The organism is Pseudoalteromonas sp. T1lg21 (assembly GCF_002964625.1).
Taxonomy (GTDB): Bacteria; Pseudomonadota; Gammaproteobacteria; order Enterobacterales; family Alteromonadaceae; genus Pseudoalteromonas; species Pseudoalteromonas gelatinilytica.
In genome coordinates, this window is record NZ_PQBX01000006.1 from 23,508 (window position 1) to 41,574 (window position 18,067).

Annotated in this window: 12 protein-coding genes and 1 pseudogene; 10 read left to right on the forward strand and 3 right to left on the reverse strand. The window is 39.8% G+C overall.

Annotation, left to right across the window (positions count from 1 at the left end; translation table 11 throughout):
* Positions 1 to 12 precede the first annotated feature (12 nt).
* Entirely contained in the window at positions 13 to 1,227 is a 1,215-nt protein-coding gene (locus C2M25_RS04745; protein ID WP_063703764.1) for a hypothetical protein, read from the reverse strand.
* A 770-nt stretch (positions 1,228 to 1,997) separates the two neighbouring features.
* Between C2M25_RS04745 and C2M25_RS04750 the strand changes: the two genes are divergently transcribed.
* From C2M25_RS04750 to rmuC, 4 genes and pseudogenes are all read left to right on the forward strand, one after another.
* Positions 1,998 to 3,236 carry an AAA family ATPase gene (locus C2M25_RS04750; protein ID WP_105173358.1) on the forward strand — a complete coding sequence of 413 codons (1,239 nt, stop codon included), beginning with the start codon at positions 1,998 to 2,000 and terminating at the stop codon, positions 3,234 to 3,236.
* A 14-nt stretch (positions 3,237 to 3,250) separates the two neighbouring features.
* Positions 3,251 to 4,213: a transcriptional regulator gene (locus C2M25_RS04755; RefSeq protein ID WP_105173357.1), complete on the forward strand. Its 963-nt coding sequence runs from the start codon at positions 3,251 to 3,253 to the stop codon at positions 4,211 to 4,213.
* Between the two features lie 415 nt (positions 4,214 to 4,628).
* Positions 4,629 to 7,772, forward strand: coding sequence for a DEAD/DEAH box helicase (locus C2M25_RS04760; RefSeq protein ID WP_105180558.1), 3,144 nt, complete (start codon positions 4,629 to 4,631; stop codon positions 7,770 to 7,772).
* Between the two features lie 229 nt (positions 7,773 to 8,001).
* Positions 8,002 to 9,467, forward strand: a pseudogene (gene rmuC, locus C2M25_RS04765) (DNA recombination protein RmuC).
* 80 nt (positions 9,468 to 9,547) lie between these two features.
* Here rmuC and C2M25_RS04770 read toward each other — a convergent pair.
* The gene (locus C2M25_RS04770) at positions 9,548 to 10,252 is read right to left on the reverse strand and encodes a hypothetical protein (RefSeq protein ID WP_063703775.1); all 705 of its coding nucleotides are present in this window, start codon (positions 10,250 to 10,252) and stop codon (positions 9,548 to 9,550) included.
* 126 nt (positions 10,253 to 10,378) lie between these two features.
* Here C2M25_RS04770 and C2M25_RS04775 point away from each other — a divergent pair, with 126 nt between their 5' ends.
* Positions 10,379 to 10,954, forward strand: coding sequence for a DJ-1/PfpI family protein (locus tag C2M25_RS04775; protein WP_063703777.1), 576 nt, complete (start codon positions 10,379 to 10,381; stop codon positions 10,952 to 10,954).
* Here C2M25_RS04775 and C2M25_RS04780 read toward each other — a convergent pair.
* Positions 10,949 to 11,830 carry a LysR family transcriptional regulator gene (locus C2M25_RS04780; RefSeq protein ID WP_063703779.1) on the reverse strand — a complete coding sequence of 294 codons (882 nt, stop codon included), beginning with the start codon at positions 11,828 to 11,830 and terminating at the stop codon, positions 10,949 to 10,951. The two genes, C2M25_RS04775 and C2M25_RS04780, sit on opposite strands and share 6 nt — an antisense overlap.
* A 100-nt stretch (positions 11,831 to 11,930) precedes the next feature.
* Here C2M25_RS04780 and C2M25_RS04785 point away from each other — a divergent pair, with 100 nt between their 5' ends.
* The 5 genes from C2M25_RS04785 to C2M25_RS04805 all read left to right on the forward strand — a co-directional run bounded on the left by C2M25_RS04785 (position 11,931) and on the right by C2M25_RS04805 (position 18,034).
* Complete coding sequence (locus tag C2M25_RS04785; protein WP_063703782.1) at positions 11,931 to 12,419, forward strand: DUF2938 domain-containing protein; 489 nt, start codon at positions 11,931 to 11,933, stop codon at positions 12,417 to 12,419.
* A gap of 9 nt (positions 12,420 to 12,428) precedes the next feature.
* Positions 12,429 to 13,061 carry a thiopurine S-methyltransferase gene (gene tmpT / locus C2M25_RS04790; RefSeq protein WP_105180559.1) on the forward strand — a complete coding sequence of 211 codons (633 nt, stop codon included), beginning with the start codon at positions 12,429 to 12,431 and terminating at the stop codon, positions 13,059 to 13,061.
* A 112-nt stretch (positions 13,062 to 13,173) separates the two neighbouring features.
* Positions 13,174 to 13,974, forward strand: coding sequence for a DODA-type extradiol aromatic ring-opening family dioxygenase (locus tag C2M25_RS04795; protein WP_105173354.1), 801 nt, complete (start codon positions 13,174 to 13,176; stop codon positions 13,972 to 13,974).
* A gap of 94 nt (positions 13,975 to 14,068) precedes the next feature.
* Positions 14,069 to 16,399 (forward strand): S9 family peptidase, encoded by a 2,331-nt coding sequence (locus tag C2M25_RS04800; protein WP_105180560.1) that lies wholly within the window; start codon positions 14,069 to 14,071, stop codon positions 16,397 to 16,399.
* 456 nt (positions 16,400 to 16,855) lie between these two features.
* Positions 16,856 to 18,034: an alginate export family protein gene (locus C2M25_RS04805; protein WP_105180561.1), complete on the forward strand. Its 1,179-nt coding sequence runs from the start codon at positions 16,856 to 16,858 to the stop codon at positions 18,032 to 18,034.
* The last annotated feature ends 33 nt before the right edge of the window (positions 18,035 to 18,067 follow it).

Consider the following 18,067-nt stretch of genomic DNA (forward strand, 5'->3'; position numbering starts at 1 on the left):
GTATTAAAGAAATTAGTCTTCGACTATTTCTTCAATTTTGTCTTCATCGATTAATACCGCATTCTCAACGATACGTTTTCCACCTTGAATTTCGATTCGTTTGTTATGCTTATTAAGCGTAAGGATCTCATCACAAAATTGGTCAGACGGATGCATCTCGTAAGTGTAATCAATAATATTACCTGTCTTGTCATCTTTAACATTGGTAATGTTATATTCAGAGATTGCACCTTTCTCTATTAAATCTTTCATTGTTGTCGTCATATCACGACGCAAAGCTTTTAATTTATTTTCTGTAATTTCATCTGTCGAATAGATAGAACCGTATTTTTCCATGATTGATAATAGTCGGAAATGGTAGGTCTTACCCGGTGCCGCGTAACGCCATAAATGATATAAACGAAGCATCATCCAACGTGACAAACCGCGTTTTAATTCTTGCGCACTATTAAAGTAATAACCTTTATATTCAAGGTTATCGATCATGTTATGAACGAAGGCATTTAAACATGCAACACACTTTACGTTTCCGCCTTGTCCTTTTTTACCGCTAAAGTGAAGTGACGACAAAAAGTTCATATTCGATTCGTAAAATGAATCATCAATATCAGAATTGCGAGTGTCGGTTGCTGAGTATCTAAAAGAAAGTTTAGAACCTTGCAAAGCTTCTAATGATTCTTTGATTTGCGGATACGGCATTGACTGGCCAACCGCTTTCAGCTCTTGCGCTAATTCATTCATTGAAAAAACAACCGCGTATTGAATACCCGATTTAAAATTAATTTTTACAATTTTACCTTTAGAGGCTAAACGAATTAAGGCACGCTCGACCTTTTCTTCACGATCAGATGGCCAAACAAGATATTCAACATCTTCGCCATCTTTTCTTGTGCTTACTACCGCTGGCGTAATTTTGATTTCGCCATCATAAAGAATGCCGTCAACTTTTTCAGAGATTCTTCGTGTTACGATGGTTTTCTTTGGTGCTTCTTCAACCGGAAGCTTCTTATGACCAGAACGGACAAAACGTCCCCATAAATCATAATGATTAAAAGTATTTGAGTAAGCTCTCAAACCATGTGCAGCATTTTCAATTGAAACGCGCACATCTTTGTTGTCTGTAAATAGTGCAAGACTTTCATTATCTATTGCACTTTCCACCCCGTGGATCTGCCCGCGTAATGTATCGGGTAAGTTATCTACCGAGATGTTGACCTTTCGGCTCATTGTTCTTATTTCCAATTTTTCTTCGACAGTTAATAACAACACATAAAACTTCAAAAGTTAAATGTTTAAGTTAGTAAAAACTTGATCCGATCTTAATTAATTTCTTAGGATCAGTTTTATACTAACTCATTCGTAAAAGCTAATTTTCAGATCAGATTTTTACTAAGTTATAGTTGATAGGTCGTGATTTTACTAACTCAGTTCAAATTATGTCCTGTGAATCGCCTTGTTAAGGCTAATTAACACGACATAAATCTCCTTTTTTGAAATTGCATGTGGATAAATCAAGTTCAAGTTAGCATAGATCTGATCTGTACCAACTATAGATCAGATCCATACTAACTAAATGCATTAGTTTACCGAGTTCTCAGTGCATAACTTTCTAATTTAGTTAGTAAAATTATGATCTACTCAGGCATATTTGTGAGTAATTTAGTGATTAAACTGTGCATAACTCAAAAGCCTGTTTTTTACTTAGTAATAAGCTGATCTGTGAGTAATAAGAGATCTGATCTTAACCAAGTAAAACTATGATCTGCTATTTTATAAAATATTCAATTAAATCAGCTAGATATTATTCTATTTTAGCATCTTAACCTTATATACCTATATACTTAACCGATATTAAACTTACTTATTTATACTTAGCATCAGTAAAGTTACAAATTTTTATTAAATGTCTTATTAATAAAAGGCATGTCGTCTTAAATACTTGTTTACAGCAATTTGAATGGACATTATACTTAAAGCATAACTTTGAGGAAGAAAGTATGTCTATCAATAATAATGCGCTAGCCACTTATAGGTTACTAAAAGCGACAGCAGAAGTTGCTGAAAAATCGCTAGAAGGACGTATTCAACATTATCGTGCCCACCTTAAGTCTGAAGAAAAAGAACTTCGTACTTACACCCAAAAAGCAGCTGCTGATTTATTAGGCTGTAATAATCGTACTTTAAAAAGACGCCATGATAATGGTGATTTTGACGAACTTAATATCAAACGTGGTGCAAATGGCCACTATGCTTACACATTAGTAAATATTTTTGCTATGGCTGATATCATGGATATTAAGCCTGATCACCGTACTGCTGATGATAAATTGCAAGTAATTGTGATCAATTCACTTAAAGGTGGTTGTGGTAAAACGACTAGTATGGTGAATATTGCAGCTGCCCTAGCAACGACCAATATTAAACGTTACAGAATTGGTATTATTGATCTTGATCCACAAGGTTCTTCATCAAGTTTCTTCCCTCCAAGTGAGCCTGATCCAATTACAGTTGGTGATTTAATGCGTGATTGCATTGAGCTTGAAGAAAATGAAACCTGGGATGAGTTAGTGAGCAACTCTTTCCTACCTACTCATATTCCAAATATTCGTATTTTACCATCTGGTATGGACGACTTTTATTTTGAACATGAAACAGCAACTTTATTAAAAGATAGCTCTAGTTACGATAAAACACGTCATTATCATAAACTGCTAGAAAAAGTTATTGAGCCGGTTAAAGACCAATTTGATATAATTTTAATTGATACAGCTCCATCTCTTAACTTTATGTTTTATAACGCATTAATGGCTTCAACATCGATGCTTATTCCTGTTCATCCAGAGGCTGTTGATTTTGATGCAAACAACAAATATTTAAAACGTTTAGGTGAGATTTACCATACAGTTGCAGCCCTTGGTCACGAAGGCTGGGATTTTATGCAATTCTTAGTGACTAACTATGTTAAAGGTAACCATTCACAGCGCGACATCGTTAAAGATGTACGTAGTGCCTTTGGACGCCAAGTCATGAGCTATCCAATTAATCATAGTTCGGCAATTACTGCCAGCTCATCATCTTTTAATACCATTTTTGATCAAAAAACGTCAGATAGCCTGGCGAGTCGTGAGTCATTACTCCGCGCTCAAGAAAATATCAAAGATGTGGTTGATGAACTTGAAATGCTGATCCGTTCGAATTGGCAATCAACTCAATCGACTCTCAATCCAGCTAAGTAAGGTAATTAATAAAAATGGCTAAAAAACGTAAAAACGATACCAGCTTAGACCCTTTTTCAACGTCTATCGAAAGCAGCAGTTTAGATGCTTTACTAGAGCAAGCTTCTGCTGGTGATGTTATCAGTATGCCTGCTCCAAGCGATCCTAATCGCCAAATAACTTTAGTGTGTAAGGTCATTCCAAGCTCAGAAATCGAAGCTAAAACAAAGGTATATGGTAAAAATCGCCGAGTACAATCATTACTAAATGAAAAGTCAGTTGCTGATATTCTACCTGCAATTGCCGAAGACGGCCGTAACCAGCACCCTGCCCTATGTTGGGATAAAGGTGATGAAATGCTTGTATTAGCAGGCTCTCGTCGTCGTAAAGCATGTATCTTAAGTAACTCTGATTATTTAGTTCTAAGCTCTGAAGATTTTACTGATCAAGATGCTAAAATTCTTGCTGTATCATCAGATCAATACATTGCGCCAAGTCTATGGGAGCTTGGTCAAGCTTATCAACAGACCCGTGATGAGCTTATTGCTGAAGGTAAAAAAGGCTCTTATCGTGAGATTGCTGCAATTGAGGGGGTATCACACACTGCCATTGCTGACGCTATCAAAGCCTACGAGAACCTACCAGCGTCGGTTTTAAGTCTCTACCCTACGGCGAACCATGTTGGCCGTGAAGTGGCTAAAAAGCTTATTAGCGCTAAAGAGCGTGATGAGCAACTGTTCACCAAGCTAGTTAATGACGTAAGTAGTGATGCCGAAATTGCGCAAATGACTAGCGATGATAAACGTGCTCTTGCAATAACTAAGCTATTAACCGCTGAACCAGCAGCCCCTAGCCGTCGTGAAGCGCTTATCGACAGTGAGTTTGTTAGCGTACAACGCAATATTAAAAGCGGTGATTTATCTGTCAAAATCGATAATAAAGTGATGACAGACAAACGCTTAGAGCAGCTAACTAAACTTTTAAATAGCTTTAACTAGTTAGTAAAATAATGATCTATCGCGCTTTTACAGTTAGTAAAAGCGTGATCTACTCTTCCTTTTTGTTAGTAAAATGATGATCTGAAAAAGCAAAATACAGCTCTTTTTGGGTTGTCAGATCAATTTTTTACTAACTTATCGCCCCTTTACAGGCTTTTTTGCACTTTACCCTGCTTGGTTAGTAAAAAAACGATCTGTAAAGCCCCCACCTTGTTATTAACCTGTTTATATCTTGTGCGATTGTTGTTTGTTAAATGCTCAGCCTATCACTTTTTAGCTTTTGCTTTATCTAAATACAGTTTTTTACCAAGTTATCAGCTCCAACCAGTCTAATATTGCTCAATAGTGCTTTAGCTCTGGGCCGATCGATCATATACTGGCAGAATTATTTTTTGTTTATACTGCCAAAAGCGTTATGTCTGCTAACTTATCCAAAAATGACTTATTAGCTATCTTTGAAGAAATCAAACAAGAGCAAGAAACTCAGTTTCCTCTGTCTGAGCGCTTCATTAAACAGCTGTTTAAGCCACATGTGTTAAGTAAAGCGAAAGAGTATCACCAGAACGGCCAAATCAATTGGTTAGAACATAACAGTGATTTTAGTGTTATCGATGCATCTATGTTTGGTAACGAAGGAAATACCTTCACTCAGCATATTGAGATCAGTAAATTACCAAGTGGCTTTTCGGTCGATTCACATTGTACTTGTGGTTCTAAAACCAAGTGCCGTCATATCGCGGCTGTGCTCCTTAAGCTCAAAATAGAACATTCTGGCGATTATGGGGAAGACTACATCATTAACGACTGGTTTAGTGAGCTTAAAACCCTTAAGCAAATTGCCAACGATAATGCCAAACACGTTTTATTATTCGTCCTTGATGTAGAGAAATCTGTTGTCACCCTTACCCCTAAAATTGCTAATTATGATGCTGAGCATAATTATACTCTCGGACGAAACCTAACCGAGCAGCAGTTAAATAGTTTTGTAACCCCCACTGATTTATTAGAAACTGATTTTCGTTTATATAGCTGGATCCGTTCTCAAAATGCCCTTGGTAAATTAGAGCTTAAAGGCCAATGGGGTTTTGCAGCACTGCAGCAATTAATTGCTACCCAGCGTTTGTTTTTAGGTCGCTCTCGCCAAGCAATTAAAGCTGATAGCATGCAAGCATTAGAGTTTGATTGGAAACAAAACAAAGACTTAACATCGTTGAGCATGACGCTTGCTGGCCAAGATAATTGGTTATTGCTTAAAACAACCCCCCCTACTTATCTTGACCCTGAAAAACTAAAGGTAGGTCGTATTCGTACTCCGTTAACGGCAGATGAGATTGCTTTACTTGCCAATATGCCAGCTATTCACACAGAGAACTTTGACCGCGTTTATCAACAACTCAATGATAATTTTGGCGAAGGTGTGATCCCTCATGCATTTAAGCAAAGTAAAAAAAGCCTAGCTAGAACGGTATTCCCAGTCATCAGTATTAATAATGATGAGGGAACAATTCGTTTATCATTGCAGTTTAATTATCAAAACTCTTTGTATGATTTAAGCCAAGCGCCAGCGGATATACTAAATCAGTCATTAGAAAACACCGTTGTAAATGAGTTAACTAACCTTGGCTTTGAATTATGTAAAGGGGCTTTACAATCAGAGTTTGTCTTTAATAAACAATCAGTTATTCATGAGCACTGGTTAAAGTTCGAAATAATTCCAAACTTATTAAAACGTGGTTGGAAAATTAATGATGAGTTAGACGTCGGCAAAGTTCTAAAACAACTTTCACTGCAAGTTGAGCGTGGTAAAGGCCATCAGATAGTTGGTAAAATCGTGATCTCTGGTGTCAAAAGTCAGCAACTATTTGTTACAGATAATAATACTTATCAGTCACTTAACAGACAAAGTGAACGCTTTTATTACTTTACAGTAGGGAAACGCTTTGCGGTGGTAGAAAAGGCCGCGATGATGCAACTTAATGATTATCGTGAACGTTTTGAGCATATTAAAACCCGTGACGAAATTTTAATGCCTTTATCGTTTTTGCCTAAGCTTATCGAGCAAAAAGCAATTAAGGTTAATATTGTCGACGATGCACTCGATGCGTACTTATCTGAACTAAATAGCTCACAACAACTTATTAAAAAGTCCGATATTCAAGGCTTAAACCAAGGTGTGCAATTACGTGAGTACCAACAGCACGGTGTTGATTGGCTTAACTTTTTAAAACGTCATCAACTTGGTGGTATTTTGGCAGATGACATGGGGCTAGGTAAAACCTTACAAGTTATTGCCTTTTTAGCTAATGCCAAGCAATCACCACAAGCAGGCCCTACGTTAATTGTTTGCCCAACCAGCTTGGTCGGTAATTGGCAAAGCGAAATCAATAAGTTTGCGAGCAACTTAAAAATCACCACCGTATTTGGTGCTGCGCGCAGCGACCAATTACAACAGTTGTCGCAAGCAGATTGTATCTTAACAACGTACCCACTGTTGAAACGTGACATTGCCTTTTATTCGCCGCTGTATTTTGAAAACATCATTCTTGATGAAGCGCAATATATCAAAAACGATGCCGCGCAGGTATCGCGGTTAGTTAAGCGCCTTAATGCTGACTTTAAGCTCTGCTTAAGCGGCACGCCTATTGAAAATAACTTATTTGAGCTTAAATCTTTGCTCGACTTTGCAATGCCCTCTTTGCTTGGTTCGCAAACACATTTTAAGAGTTATTTTCAAACGCCTATTGAGCGTGATAACGATGTTGCCCGTGCAGATGAACTTAAATCGTTGATCATGCCATTTATCTTGCGTCGTACTAAAGCTCAGGTAACGCAAGAGCTACCAGAGAAGACTGAGCTAGTTAAAGAGTTTGAATTTGAAAGCAAACAAAAAGAAATCTACACTGGTATCACTGAATCTTTAGAACAGAAATTAGTCGATCTATTTGCGCAGCAAGGTGTGCAAAAAAGTAAGCTAGCCTTTTTAGATGCATTGTTAAAGCTAAGACAAATCTGCTGTCATCCAAAATTGATCGATCCTAGTTCACAGGCTGGCAGCGCTAAGCTTGAGTGGTTATCTAAGCATTTGCCTATCATGCTTAGCGAAGGTCGAAAGGTGATTATATTTAGTCAATTCACCATGGCACTTGATGTGATAGCAGAGCGATTAAATGAATTAGGCATCAGCTTTAGTATGCTCACAGGGCAAACGCGACACCGCGACCGTGTTATCGAAGAGTTTACTCAAGGTGATACATCCGTGTTTTTAATTAGCCTTAAAGCCGGCGGTACAGGGCTAAACCTAACTCAAGCTGATACTGTGATTCATTTTGATCCTTGGTGGAACCCTGCTGTTGAGAAACAAGCGACAGATCGTGCCTATCGAATTGGCCAAACGAACCCAGTGTTTGTTTATAAATTGATTATGGCTAACTCAATTGAACAAAAAGTATTTAAAATGCAGCAGCATAAGCAAGCCCTTGTTGATGCTTTATTTACTGAAAAATCAATGAGTTTCACTCAGTTTGATGAAAAGCAAATGCTCGCACTGATAAAAAATTAAATTTTTTTAAAGTTTTTTTGAACTAATCAAATTTTGGGGCGTCTATTATTATGCTTGTTGTTAAATTGCAGTTTACATAAGCATTATGTTGATTTCCCATTTGGTTACTAAATTTTAGTAATGTTAGAGCCAGCTCACCTTGAGCTGGCTTTTTTTATGCCTAAACCCCCTACTCTGCTGTGCGCTAATTCGTTATGATGATGTGTCTTTAAGTTATTGAGTTTTCGTTATGATTACAGAGCTAATTACACAGATTAATTGGCAAAGTGTAGTGCTTGGTGCTGCTGTAGGTGCTGTTACTAGTGGTGTCATTTTTGCCCTACAAAAAAGTCGCTTAAAAAATCAGTTAACTGATCTGCAAAATAGCCAGCAAATCCTGCAAAATCATTTAGAACAAAAGCAGCTGCAATTGCAAGAAACCCAGCTTACCCTTTCGCAGCTACAGCAAGATTACGCTGAACAACGTGATGAGTCTCAACACTTTAAAACCCGTTTCGTAGAACAAGAAAAACAAGCACAACAATACAACCAATTTTGGCGTCAAGTTGAAGCTGAGCTTGCTGATACAAAAGCTGCACTTAATCAGCGGGATGTTGATTTAAGTACCTTACGAAGCACAGTAGAGCAAAAAGAACTGCATTTTAAAGAGCAGCTTAGTCATATCAAAGAAAGCAAAGAGCAACTCAAAAAAGAGTTTGAAAATCTCGCTAATCAAATCCTTGAAGAAAAATCGCAGCGTTTTAAAACCTTAAACCAAGAAAGTATTGAGCAATTATTAAAACCGGTTCAGGGTGAACTAAAAGGCTTTCGCGATAAAATGGAATTGATCCACGTTGAAGATCTAAAGCAACGTGCAGCACTAAAAACTGAGTTATTGCATTTACAGGCTAAAAGCCAAGCCATCACCGAACAAGCTGATAGGCTGAGCACCGCATTACAAGGGCAAAAGAAAACCCAAGGTAATTGGGGAGAGTTAATGCTTGAAAATGTACTAGACAGCGCAGGGCTGCGTGCTGGAGTAGATTATCAGCGTGAAGTGTCGTTTAACACCGAAGATGGCCGCTTACGCCCAGATGTTGTAGTGTATTTACCTCAACAACGTCATTTAGTTATTGATGCTAAAACCTCTTTAAACGCGTATACACGCTATGTAAATGCCGATACAGAGCTTGAGGCTCAGCAAGCGCTTAAAGAGCATGTTATGGCGGTGCAATCGCGTATAAACGAGTTAGCAAGCAAAGCCTACGACAGACTACCGGGTATTAACTCACCAGAAGTGGTGATCATGTTTGTACCTATAGAGTCGGCTTTTGTTGAAGCGCTTAAGTACCAAAGTGATATTTATCAGCAAGCAATCGAAAAGAACATTTTAGTTGCTACTCCAACGACCTTATTGACTAGTTTGAATATCGTAAAACAACTGTGGCGTTTTGAAGAGCAAACTAAATACTCAAAAGAGCTTGCCGCTCGTGCAGAGCGTTTTACAACAAACTCAATGGTTTCCTAACCAGTATGGAAGGGGTTGGTAAGCAATTAGACCGCGCCAAAGAAAGCTATGATAAAGCATTTTCTCAGCTGTATCGTGGTAAAGGAAACTTGATTAAGCAGGCCTCTGAGTTCAAAGAATTGGGGGTTTCTGTTCAAAAAGAGTTACCCGTGGAAAGTGTTGAAAAAGCCCAATTAGAGTTAGATTAAATGCGATACAAAAAAGCCAACGTCATGTTGGCTTTTTTGTTATACCAATTCGCTTAATTAAGTATTATTGCGGATTGGTATTAGTTAACAAGTTCAGCTGACACGATATCGTTGAGCATCAAAAAGTGGTTAAGTACAGACTCTTCAAGCTCGAATACTTGCGCGATTTTTTCACCACTTGCTGACATCCCCGTTTGCGCACCTGCAAACTCGATATGTAACCCTAAACGTTTCAGGGTTTGGGTATCGTAACTATAAATAGCAGCATCACGTTTCTCGGTAATACCTGGCATCATCCCTATGATAGTAACCGCTTGTTCAACATTGATGATATCGAAAAATTGTCGCTCGGCGGTTTGCCATTTTGCTATATAGCTAGCGACCTCGGGCGGCTGCTCCATTGGCACGTATAGTGGCTGTAATGAGCCGCCATGCCAGCCTATAACGGCTTGCTCTTCAACGAAGACATGTGGACTTGCGGTAACGACATAATTGGCGCAAGACGATGCACAAAGCTCGCGTACCACAACATTGAGTTGATATTCATGAACTAAGCCTCCGAAATGGAGACCTGCCATCACATCACCACCTTCGCTATTAATAATTAAGGTGTTGATTTGCTGATCGCTATTTACTAATAATTGTTCAAACTTTTCAACATTTTGCTTTGATGTTTCGCCCTGAAAATAAATAGTGCCCGGCGATACCTCACTAATTTCAGCAACGCTTTGCTGTGTTGTTTTACAACCAACCAGCAGCACGCTCAATAATAATAAAAAACGCATTAACAATGCCTTGAAGTTTTGTTTGTATACAGTGCGCAATTTAATAATATGTCATTAACGAACTGCAAAAATGGCATAGTACGTTTTTTTACTTGAGAAATAAATCCACATAATAGGAACAATTGTATGAATATTGGAATTTACATCTATGATGATGCCGAAGTGCTCGATTTCTCAGGTCCGTTTGAGGTGTTTAGTACTGCCAAGCGCCTAGCGAATAATGACTGGCAAGTGAGTTTAATTGCCGAAAATGATAGGCCTGTACTTGCCCGTGGTGGTTATAGTGTAAACCCCCATTACAGCTTTGCTGATTGCCCTTTGCTTGATCTCCTTGTTGTGGTTGGTGGCGACCATACACGAGAGCTCGAAAAAGCAGAGGTTATTACTTGGTTAAAACACACAGCCACTAACACCAAGCGTGTTGCGAGTGTTTGTACGGGGGCGTTTTTGCTTGCTAAAACTGGGCTTTTAAACGGTAAAAATGTCACGACTCATTGGCAAGATCAACCTGAGCTGGCTGCTATGTTTTCTGATCTTAACGTGATTGCAGATACTCGTTGGGTCACCGACGGTAAGTTTACCAGCTCAGGGGGGATTTCTGCTGGCATTGATATGAGCCTAGCGTTAGTCGCTGAGTTTATTAGTTACGAACACGCCCTACTGACTGCCAAACAGATGGAATATCAATGGCAGACTTTATAATTGTTCAGCAATATAGTCGGTTATAAACTGCTTTAGACAGGCAGCCTTTTTACTCAGTAAACGTGCGCTTGGCCAGATTGCATAAATGTCGCGGTTTTCTCCTCGCCAGTGTGGCAGTACTTGAACTAGCTGCTGAGATTTTAATTCATCTATAACCTCAAACCGAGGTAACAAAGCGATACCTTGCTCATCACAAACTAAGTATTTTACAAATCCAGTATCGTTAAAAGTACTAGCAAATCGGCACATGTGAGTATAAGTTGCATTCGTTTGAGTATTGGTTAGCTGCCACTTATTTCTCAACGTGGTACCAATTAACCTATGTTGTTTTAAATCACTAGGCTCTTCTATGGCAGATGCCGAATTAAGGTATGCTTTAGTGCTTACAAATAAGGTATCAACACTGCCTAACTTTTTCTGATGGAGCATAGAATCAGCCTGCGGCCCTACTCTTATTGCTATATCAGCTTGGCTTTTACTGAGATCTTCAAGTTGGTTATTAAGCAGTAGCTCAAGTTGAATATCAGGGTACTGTTTAGTGAATGCGAGCCACATCGGCTTTAAGAAACCATGACTAATATTCAGAGGTGCTAAAACTTTAAGCTTTCCTGACAATTGTGCTTTTTGCTCATTAAGCTGGCGGTGAGTTTGTTCAAATTGCTCAATTAATTCAACATAACTTTGAAAATACACCTCCCCTGCTTGCGTTAACGTGCATTGCCTTGCTGAGCGATTTAATAGCTGCTCACCTAAGCGTTGCTCAAGTCGTTGTAAGCGTCTCGACACTGTTGCGGTAGGCAGCGACAAGTTCTTAGCCGCATTACTTAGGCCGCCTTGCTTAACAATCTGTATGAATAGAGCGATATCGTCAATCATGATCTCATTTATGCAATCATAGTTTGTTTATCTTACTATTTTTAGCACTTTTGCAATTAGATATCATGCCTTTTATTAAATCATTTAAGAGCATCTAATAATGAGTGTTAATGATATTTATGTGATAACTTTTGTAGGCATAGCGGCGACTTTGTTCATTGATCTTTATGCTTTTTTGCTGGCTAAAGTGTTTAAGATCCCTTCATTAAACTTTTGTTTAGTTGGCCGTTGGGGCTTGGGGTTATTAGATGGAAAGTTTATGCACCAGAATATAGCAGCTAGCCCTGTTAAGCATTTTGAGTGCGTGTTTGGCTGGTTCGTCCACTACTTTATTGGTGTTTTATTTTCGTTTTTATTTATATTACTGGTCGGTATTGCTTGGCTTGAACAGCCCACCTTAATCGCTGCATGTATATTTGGATTAGCTAGCGTATCTATGCCATTTTTTGTTATGCAGCCCGCTTTAGGGATGGGGATAATGGCTACGAAAACAGCAAACCCACTTCAAGCCCGCTTAAAAAGTGCTGTAACTCACCTACTTTTTGGTGTCGGATTAAATTTATCAGCTCAATTCATTCAATTTATTTAGGAGTAAGTAATGGACGCAAAGCATTGGCATCAACGTTGGGAAAATAACGAAATAGGTTTTCATGAAGGAGACGTTAACCGTTACCTAGATCACTATTTTACTAACTTGAATTTGCAGCAAGGCGATACTGTTTTTGTACCACTGTGCGGAAAAACTCACGACATTCATTATTTGCTAGCGCAAGGTATGCGTGTTGTTGGGGCAGAACTTAGTGAGATAGCCATTAAGCAGTTATTTGATGAGTTAAAGCTAGAACCCGAAATTAGCCAACACGGCGAACTATTACGTTACCAAGGCGCAAATCTAACCGTTTGGGTGGGTGATATTTTTGCACTTACTGCAGCTGATCTTGGCCCTATCAACGCAGTTTATGACCGTGCCGCTTTAGTTGCGCTGCCAAAGCCCATGCGCATTCGCTATACCCAGCATTTACTAGAGTTGACCAATAGAGCTAAACAATTAGTGGTGGTCTTTGAGTATCAGCAAAATGAGTTTTCGGGTCCGCCGTTTAGTGTAGTCGCCGATGAGCTACATCAGCACTACGATGCTTTTTATCAACTAACATTACTGTGTAAAGAGCCTCTCGAAGGTGGCTTGAGAGGGCAAGTGCCCGCCATGAACGTTGCTTGGTATTTAAGTTAGTACTTACAAACTCGTAATGTGTAAATTCACACTCTTGTTGTGCGTTTTTGTGGCTAGTTATTGTACCTCTGTGCGTGCACTATAGAGATAAGCGTATTTAAGGAGCACATTTATGCAAAAGCCACGCGTTTTCTTTGTTTCACATGGCGGCGGTCCTATGCCTTTATTTGGCGATCCAAGTCATGCTGATATGGTTACTTGTTTGCAGTCTATTGCTACAAAAATTCAAAAGCCGTCAGCTATTTTGATGGTGAGTGCACACTGGGAAGCGAACCCAATTAGCATCACTTCGAGCGCTGCTCCAGAGCTAATTTATGATTACTATGGTTTTCCTGAGCCTGCTTACAGTATTGAGTACCCAAGCCCTGGCGAACCAGCCCTTGCCGAAAAAGTACATCAAGCATTGGCAAAGGCTAATATCGATAGCACATTAAACCCATCTCGTGGCTTTGATCACGGTATGTATGTGCCTTTGAAGATTATGTATCCAGAGGCAGATATACCTTGTGTGCAATTGTCGTTACATCCAAGCCTTGAGCCAAGCTTACACCTAGCGATAGGTGAGGCTTTACAACAGCTTGATTACGATAATTTATTGATCATTGGTTCTGGCTTTACTTTTCATAATATGCGCGCATTTTTCACGCCTGAAACTGCTGAAATTAAAGCGCAAAATATCGCTTTTGAGCAATGGTTAGTCGATGTATGTGGCAATACTGAGCTGAGTGAGCAGCAGCGACAAGCTAAGTTCTTAGAGTGGCAAATGGCCCCTGCGGCGCGTTTTAGTCACCCTCGCGAAGAGCACTTATTGCCGTTACATGTTTGCTATGGTGCGGCGATGCGCCCTTGTAGTGATATCTACGAACTACGTATTGCCAACAAGCAAGCCAGTATGTTCTTGTGGGACGATTGAGTTTAAGTTCAACCCCCCTGATAACACGATAAAAGCTCAGATTTTATAAGTTTATTTTGGTACGCTAGGTAAGTTAAAACCTAGGAACAACAAAATGAACTTAATAAAAACATCAACCCTTGCGTTTGCTGTGGTTGCGGGTTTAGGTTTGCAAGCATGCTCAAGTACAGAGCAAGCGAGCACGCCATCAGCAACAGTGAACGCAACGGCTAATCCGCTCTCGCTTGAACAAATTTATAAAGAAAAAGACTTTAAAGCTGAGCGTAGCACCTATTTTACGTGGCTCGATGATGGTACTGGTTATACGGTACTTGAAGAGCGCGAAAGCGATAAAAACAACCAAGACGACAAAGCTAAAGACGATGAGCACGGCGTAAAAGGCAATGATATTGTGTTTTATAACGCCGATGGCACGGGTCGTAAGGTACTTGTTAGCTACGAAAAATTAATTCCCAAAGGTGATAAAGAGCCACTCACCGTTGAAAGCTACCAATGGTCTAAAGATGGTAAATGGCTGATGGTTTTTACCAATGGCGAGCAAGTGTGGCGCTCACGTAGCCGTGGTGATTTTTGGCTTTTAAACCTCGAAACTGATTCGCTATATCAGTTAGGTGGCGAAAACATCGAAGCGAAAAAGCTGATGTTTGCTAAGTTCTCACCTGATAGCTCAAAAGTAGCTTACGTGCGTGATAACAATATCTACATGGAAAAAGTGGGTAGCAAGGCTGTGACTGCCTTAACCACTGATGGTAACGACACCATTGTTAATGGTAATTTTGACTGGGTATACGAAGAAGAATTTACCATTCGTGATGGTTTCCGCTGGAGTCCAGACAACAAATCAATTGCCTATTGGCAGCTTGATACCAGTGGCGTGAAATACTTCACCATGATCAATAACACCGATGATCTCTACCCTACCCTTAAAGAATTTCCGTATCCAAAAGCCGGCGAGATGAACTCTGCGGTTAAAGTCGGTGTGGTAAGTCTTAGCGACAAGAAAACTCGCTGGGCTGAACTAGGTGGCGATAATCGCGATCGTTATATTCCACGTATTAGCTGGGCAGGTACTGGTGAATCTTTGATGATCCAAGATCTTAACCGTCCGCAAAGCCACAACAAGGTTTGGTTATTCGACTGGCAAAAACAGCAGCTGACTAAAATTCTTGAAGATAAAGACGATGCCTTTATTGAGTGGTTTTATAAAGCAAACTGGTCAAAAGACGGTAAGTTCTTTATTTGGCACAGTGAGCGTGATGGTTGGCGTCATCTATACCGTGTATCTCGCGATGGTAAAACGGTTGTTGATTTAACACCGGGCGAGTACGACATCATTGATATGCTAGCGCTCAACGAAGATAAAAACGTTATGTACTTTACTGCATCACCGGATGATCCTGGCCAGCGTTATTTATTCCGTACCTCGCTTGATGGCAGCTCTAAGCCAATGCGTGTAACGCCAGCGTCTTTCGATGGTTCAAACAGCTATTACATGTCTAAAGATACCTCTTGGGCAATGCATACCTTCTCTAAGTTTGGCACGCCACCAATGAAAGAGATCATCAAAGTAAGCGATCACAGCAATGTGAAAACCTTAGTTGAGAACACAGCATTAAAAGAGAAATTAGCGACTGAGCAATTACCGACTCACGAGTTCTTTACGGTTAATGCGCGCGATGGTGTTGAGCTTGATGGCTACATCATGTTCCCTGCGAATATGGATAAAAGCAAAAATTACCCAATCGTTTTCTATGTCTATGGTGAGCCATGGGGATCAACAGTACAAGACCGTTGGGAAGGCGACAGTTACTTATACAAGTCGTATCTAACTCAGCAAGGCTTTATTGTTGCCTCTGTTGATAACCGCGGCACACGCGCACCAAAAGGCAGAGATTGGCGTAAATCTATCTACAAAAAAATAGGCTCTATTACTGTGCGTGACCAAGTTGACGCCCTTGATGCAATGGCAAAACGTTGGGATGTCATTGATTCCGACCGTGTTGGTGTTTGGGGTCACTCAGGTGGCGGTAGTTCAACGCTTAATTTGTTATTCCGCCATGGTGATAAATATAAAGTGGGTATTGCCTCTGCCCCAGTGCCAGATATTCGCTTGTACGATACTATCTACCAAGAGCGCTATGCGGGTAACCCAAATACCGATCCTGAAAGTTACGACAACACGTCTCCGATCACCTTTGCAAAAGACCTGCAAGGTAAGTTGCTACTGATCCACGGTACCGGAGATGATAATGTACACTACCAAGGTTCAGAGCGTTTAATTAACGAATTAGTTAAGCACAATAAACAGTTCGAGTTTTTCTCTTACCCGAACCGTTCTCACAGCCTCCGTGAAGGTGAAGGCACTACCCTACACTATCACACTATGATGGCTAACTTCTTCGAAAAGCATCTACTAAATAAGTAAATATGCTTTATTAAAAAATACCGCAGCTTAGATGTTAAGCTGCGGTTTTTTTATGCAAACTGTAAACCCCCGTTACAAGTAAAATACAGCCTGATACAAGAAATCGGTTGCGCCCTATTTTTGTGAGCTGTATGCACTGTTATGGTGAAAAAAGTGGCTAATAAAAAGCTGATATTTTTTATGTTGCTGATTTTTAATGAGGAAAATTTTTGGCACATAATGTGTATTAGATAACTGCAACTACAAAATCCGGCTGTTTAGTTTTACCTAAATAGCACTACGGCAAAGAAGCCCACTCGATGACAGAACGTGCATTCTGTTATCGAGTGGGTTTTTTTTTGCTCGAAATTTCTGCATGGCATGAATGGCGAGCAATTCAATATTGTTTGGGAAATTTAAGGTGGCGTCTGATGTGACGGCTTGCAAATCAACTAGGAATAATAAGAGTAATAAACCATGAAATTAACTAGAGTTACGTTGTCAATTTTAACCCTTATCGCTGCAAATCAATCTTTTGCAGCTGTTGAAACTGAGTTAGGTACTTTGAATGCTGACTTTCGCTTACGCTATGAGTCGGTTGTTCAAGACAATGCATTGAAAGATGCATCAGCACTAACACTACGCAGTTTAGGGAATTTCAAAACTAAAACGTTTGCAGGGGTTTCTGCTTTCATTGAACTTGAGAATACGCTGGCTGTTATCGATGATTATAATAATGGAATTGGTGATGGCACAGAGTATTCTGTAGTAGCCGATCCTGAATCGACTGAAATTGACCAACTTTACCTTGCTTATAATACCGAGCAATTTTCAGCCAAGTTAGGCCGACAAGTCATTACTCTCGACAACCATCGTTTTGTTGGGCATGTTGGCTGGCGTCAAGATAAACAAACCTTTGATGCCTTTAGTGCGCGCTATGAAAAAGACGCTATTAATGCCAGTTATGCATATATAAACAAACGCAATAGAATCTTCGCAGATGAAAAAGATCTCGACTCTAAAGATCATCTGTTTAATGCATCATTAAAAACAGATTTCGGTAAGTTAATAGCTTATGGCTACTTACTCGAGGTCGACAATAACACTGATAACTCCTTAGATACCTATGGTGTTCGCTTAGTTGGCAAAAAAAACGTTGCTGAGCTGCCCGTTTCGTATTCTGCAGAGTATGCGCTACAAAGTAATGACAGTGGTGCAAATAGCTACGATACCCAGTATTTACTCCTTGAGAGCGGTGTTACTTATCGTGATATCACCTACAAGCTTGGTTACGAATCGCTAGGCTCTGATAAGGGTGAGCAAGCCTTTCAAACTCCTCTGGCAACCTTACACAAATTTAATGGCTGGGCCGATCAGTTTTTAACGACACCCGCTGCGGGTTTGCAAGATCTTTATGCCAGCCTATCGGGTAACGCATTCAGCGGTAAATGGAGCCTTGTTTACCACACATACTCTGCGGATGAATCACTCGCAGGAGATGATGATTTAGGCTCTGAATTCGATGTCGTATATAGCAAATCATTTAATAAACAATACAGCCTTGGAGTGAAGTATGCCGCTTATATGGCTGGTGATGAGGCGTTTGCGAAAGTCGATACAAATAAGCTTTGGGTATGGGTGGGAGCAAAATTTTAACGTTTTGCACGCTAAATAATTGAGGAAAATTTT

Excerpts from the sequence above, each read along its gene's own strand:
- C2M25_RS04745 (WP_063703764.1), bottom strand. The coding sequence starts at position 1,227 with ATGAGCCGAAAGGTCAACATCTCGGTAGATAACTTACCCGATACATTA.
- C2M25_RS04795 (WP_105173354.1), top strand. The coding sequence starts at position 13,174 with ATGCAAAAGCCACGCGTTTTCTTTGTTTCACATGGCGGCGGTCCTATG.
- C2M25_RS04805 (WP_105180561.1), top strand. The coding sequence starts at position 16,856 with ATGAAATTAACTAGAGTTACGTTGTCAATTTTAACCCTTATCGCTGCA.
- C2M25_RS04780 (WP_063703779.1), bottom strand. The coding sequence starts at position 11,830 with ATGATTGACGATATCGCTCTATTCATACAGATTGTTAAGCAAGGCGGC.
- C2M25_RS04755 (WP_105173357.1), top strand. The coding sequence starts at position 3,251 with ATGGCTAAAAAACGTAAAAACGATACCAGCTTAGACCCTTTTTCAACG.
- tmpT (WP_105180559.1), top strand. The coding sequence starts at position 12,429 with ATGGACGCAAAGCATTGGCATCAACGTTGGGAAAATAACGAAATAGGT.
- C2M25_RS04775 (WP_063703777.1), top strand. The coding sequence starts at position 10,379 with ATGAATATTGGAATTTACATCTATGATGATGCCGAAGTGCTCGATTTC.
- C2M25_RS04750 (WP_105173358.1), top strand. The coding sequence starts at position 1,998 with ATGTCTATCAATAATAATGCGCTAGCCACTTATAGGTTACTAAAAGCG.
- C2M25_RS04760 (WP_105180558.1), top strand. The coding sequence starts at position 4,629 with ATGTCTGCTAACTTATCCAAAAATGACTTATTAGCTATCTTTGAAGAA.
- C2M25_RS04785 (WP_063703782.1), top strand. The coding sequence starts at position 11,931 with ATGAGTGTTAATGATATTTATGTGATAACTTTTGTAGGCATAGCGGCG.
- C2M25_RS04800 (WP_105180560.1), top strand. The coding sequence starts at position 14,069 with ATGAACTTAATAAAAACATCAACCCTTGCGTTTGCTGTGGTTGCGGGT.
- C2M25_RS04770 (WP_063703775.1), bottom strand. The coding sequence starts at position 10,252 with ATGCGTTTTTTATTATTATTGAGCGTGCTGCTGGTTGGTTGTAAAACA.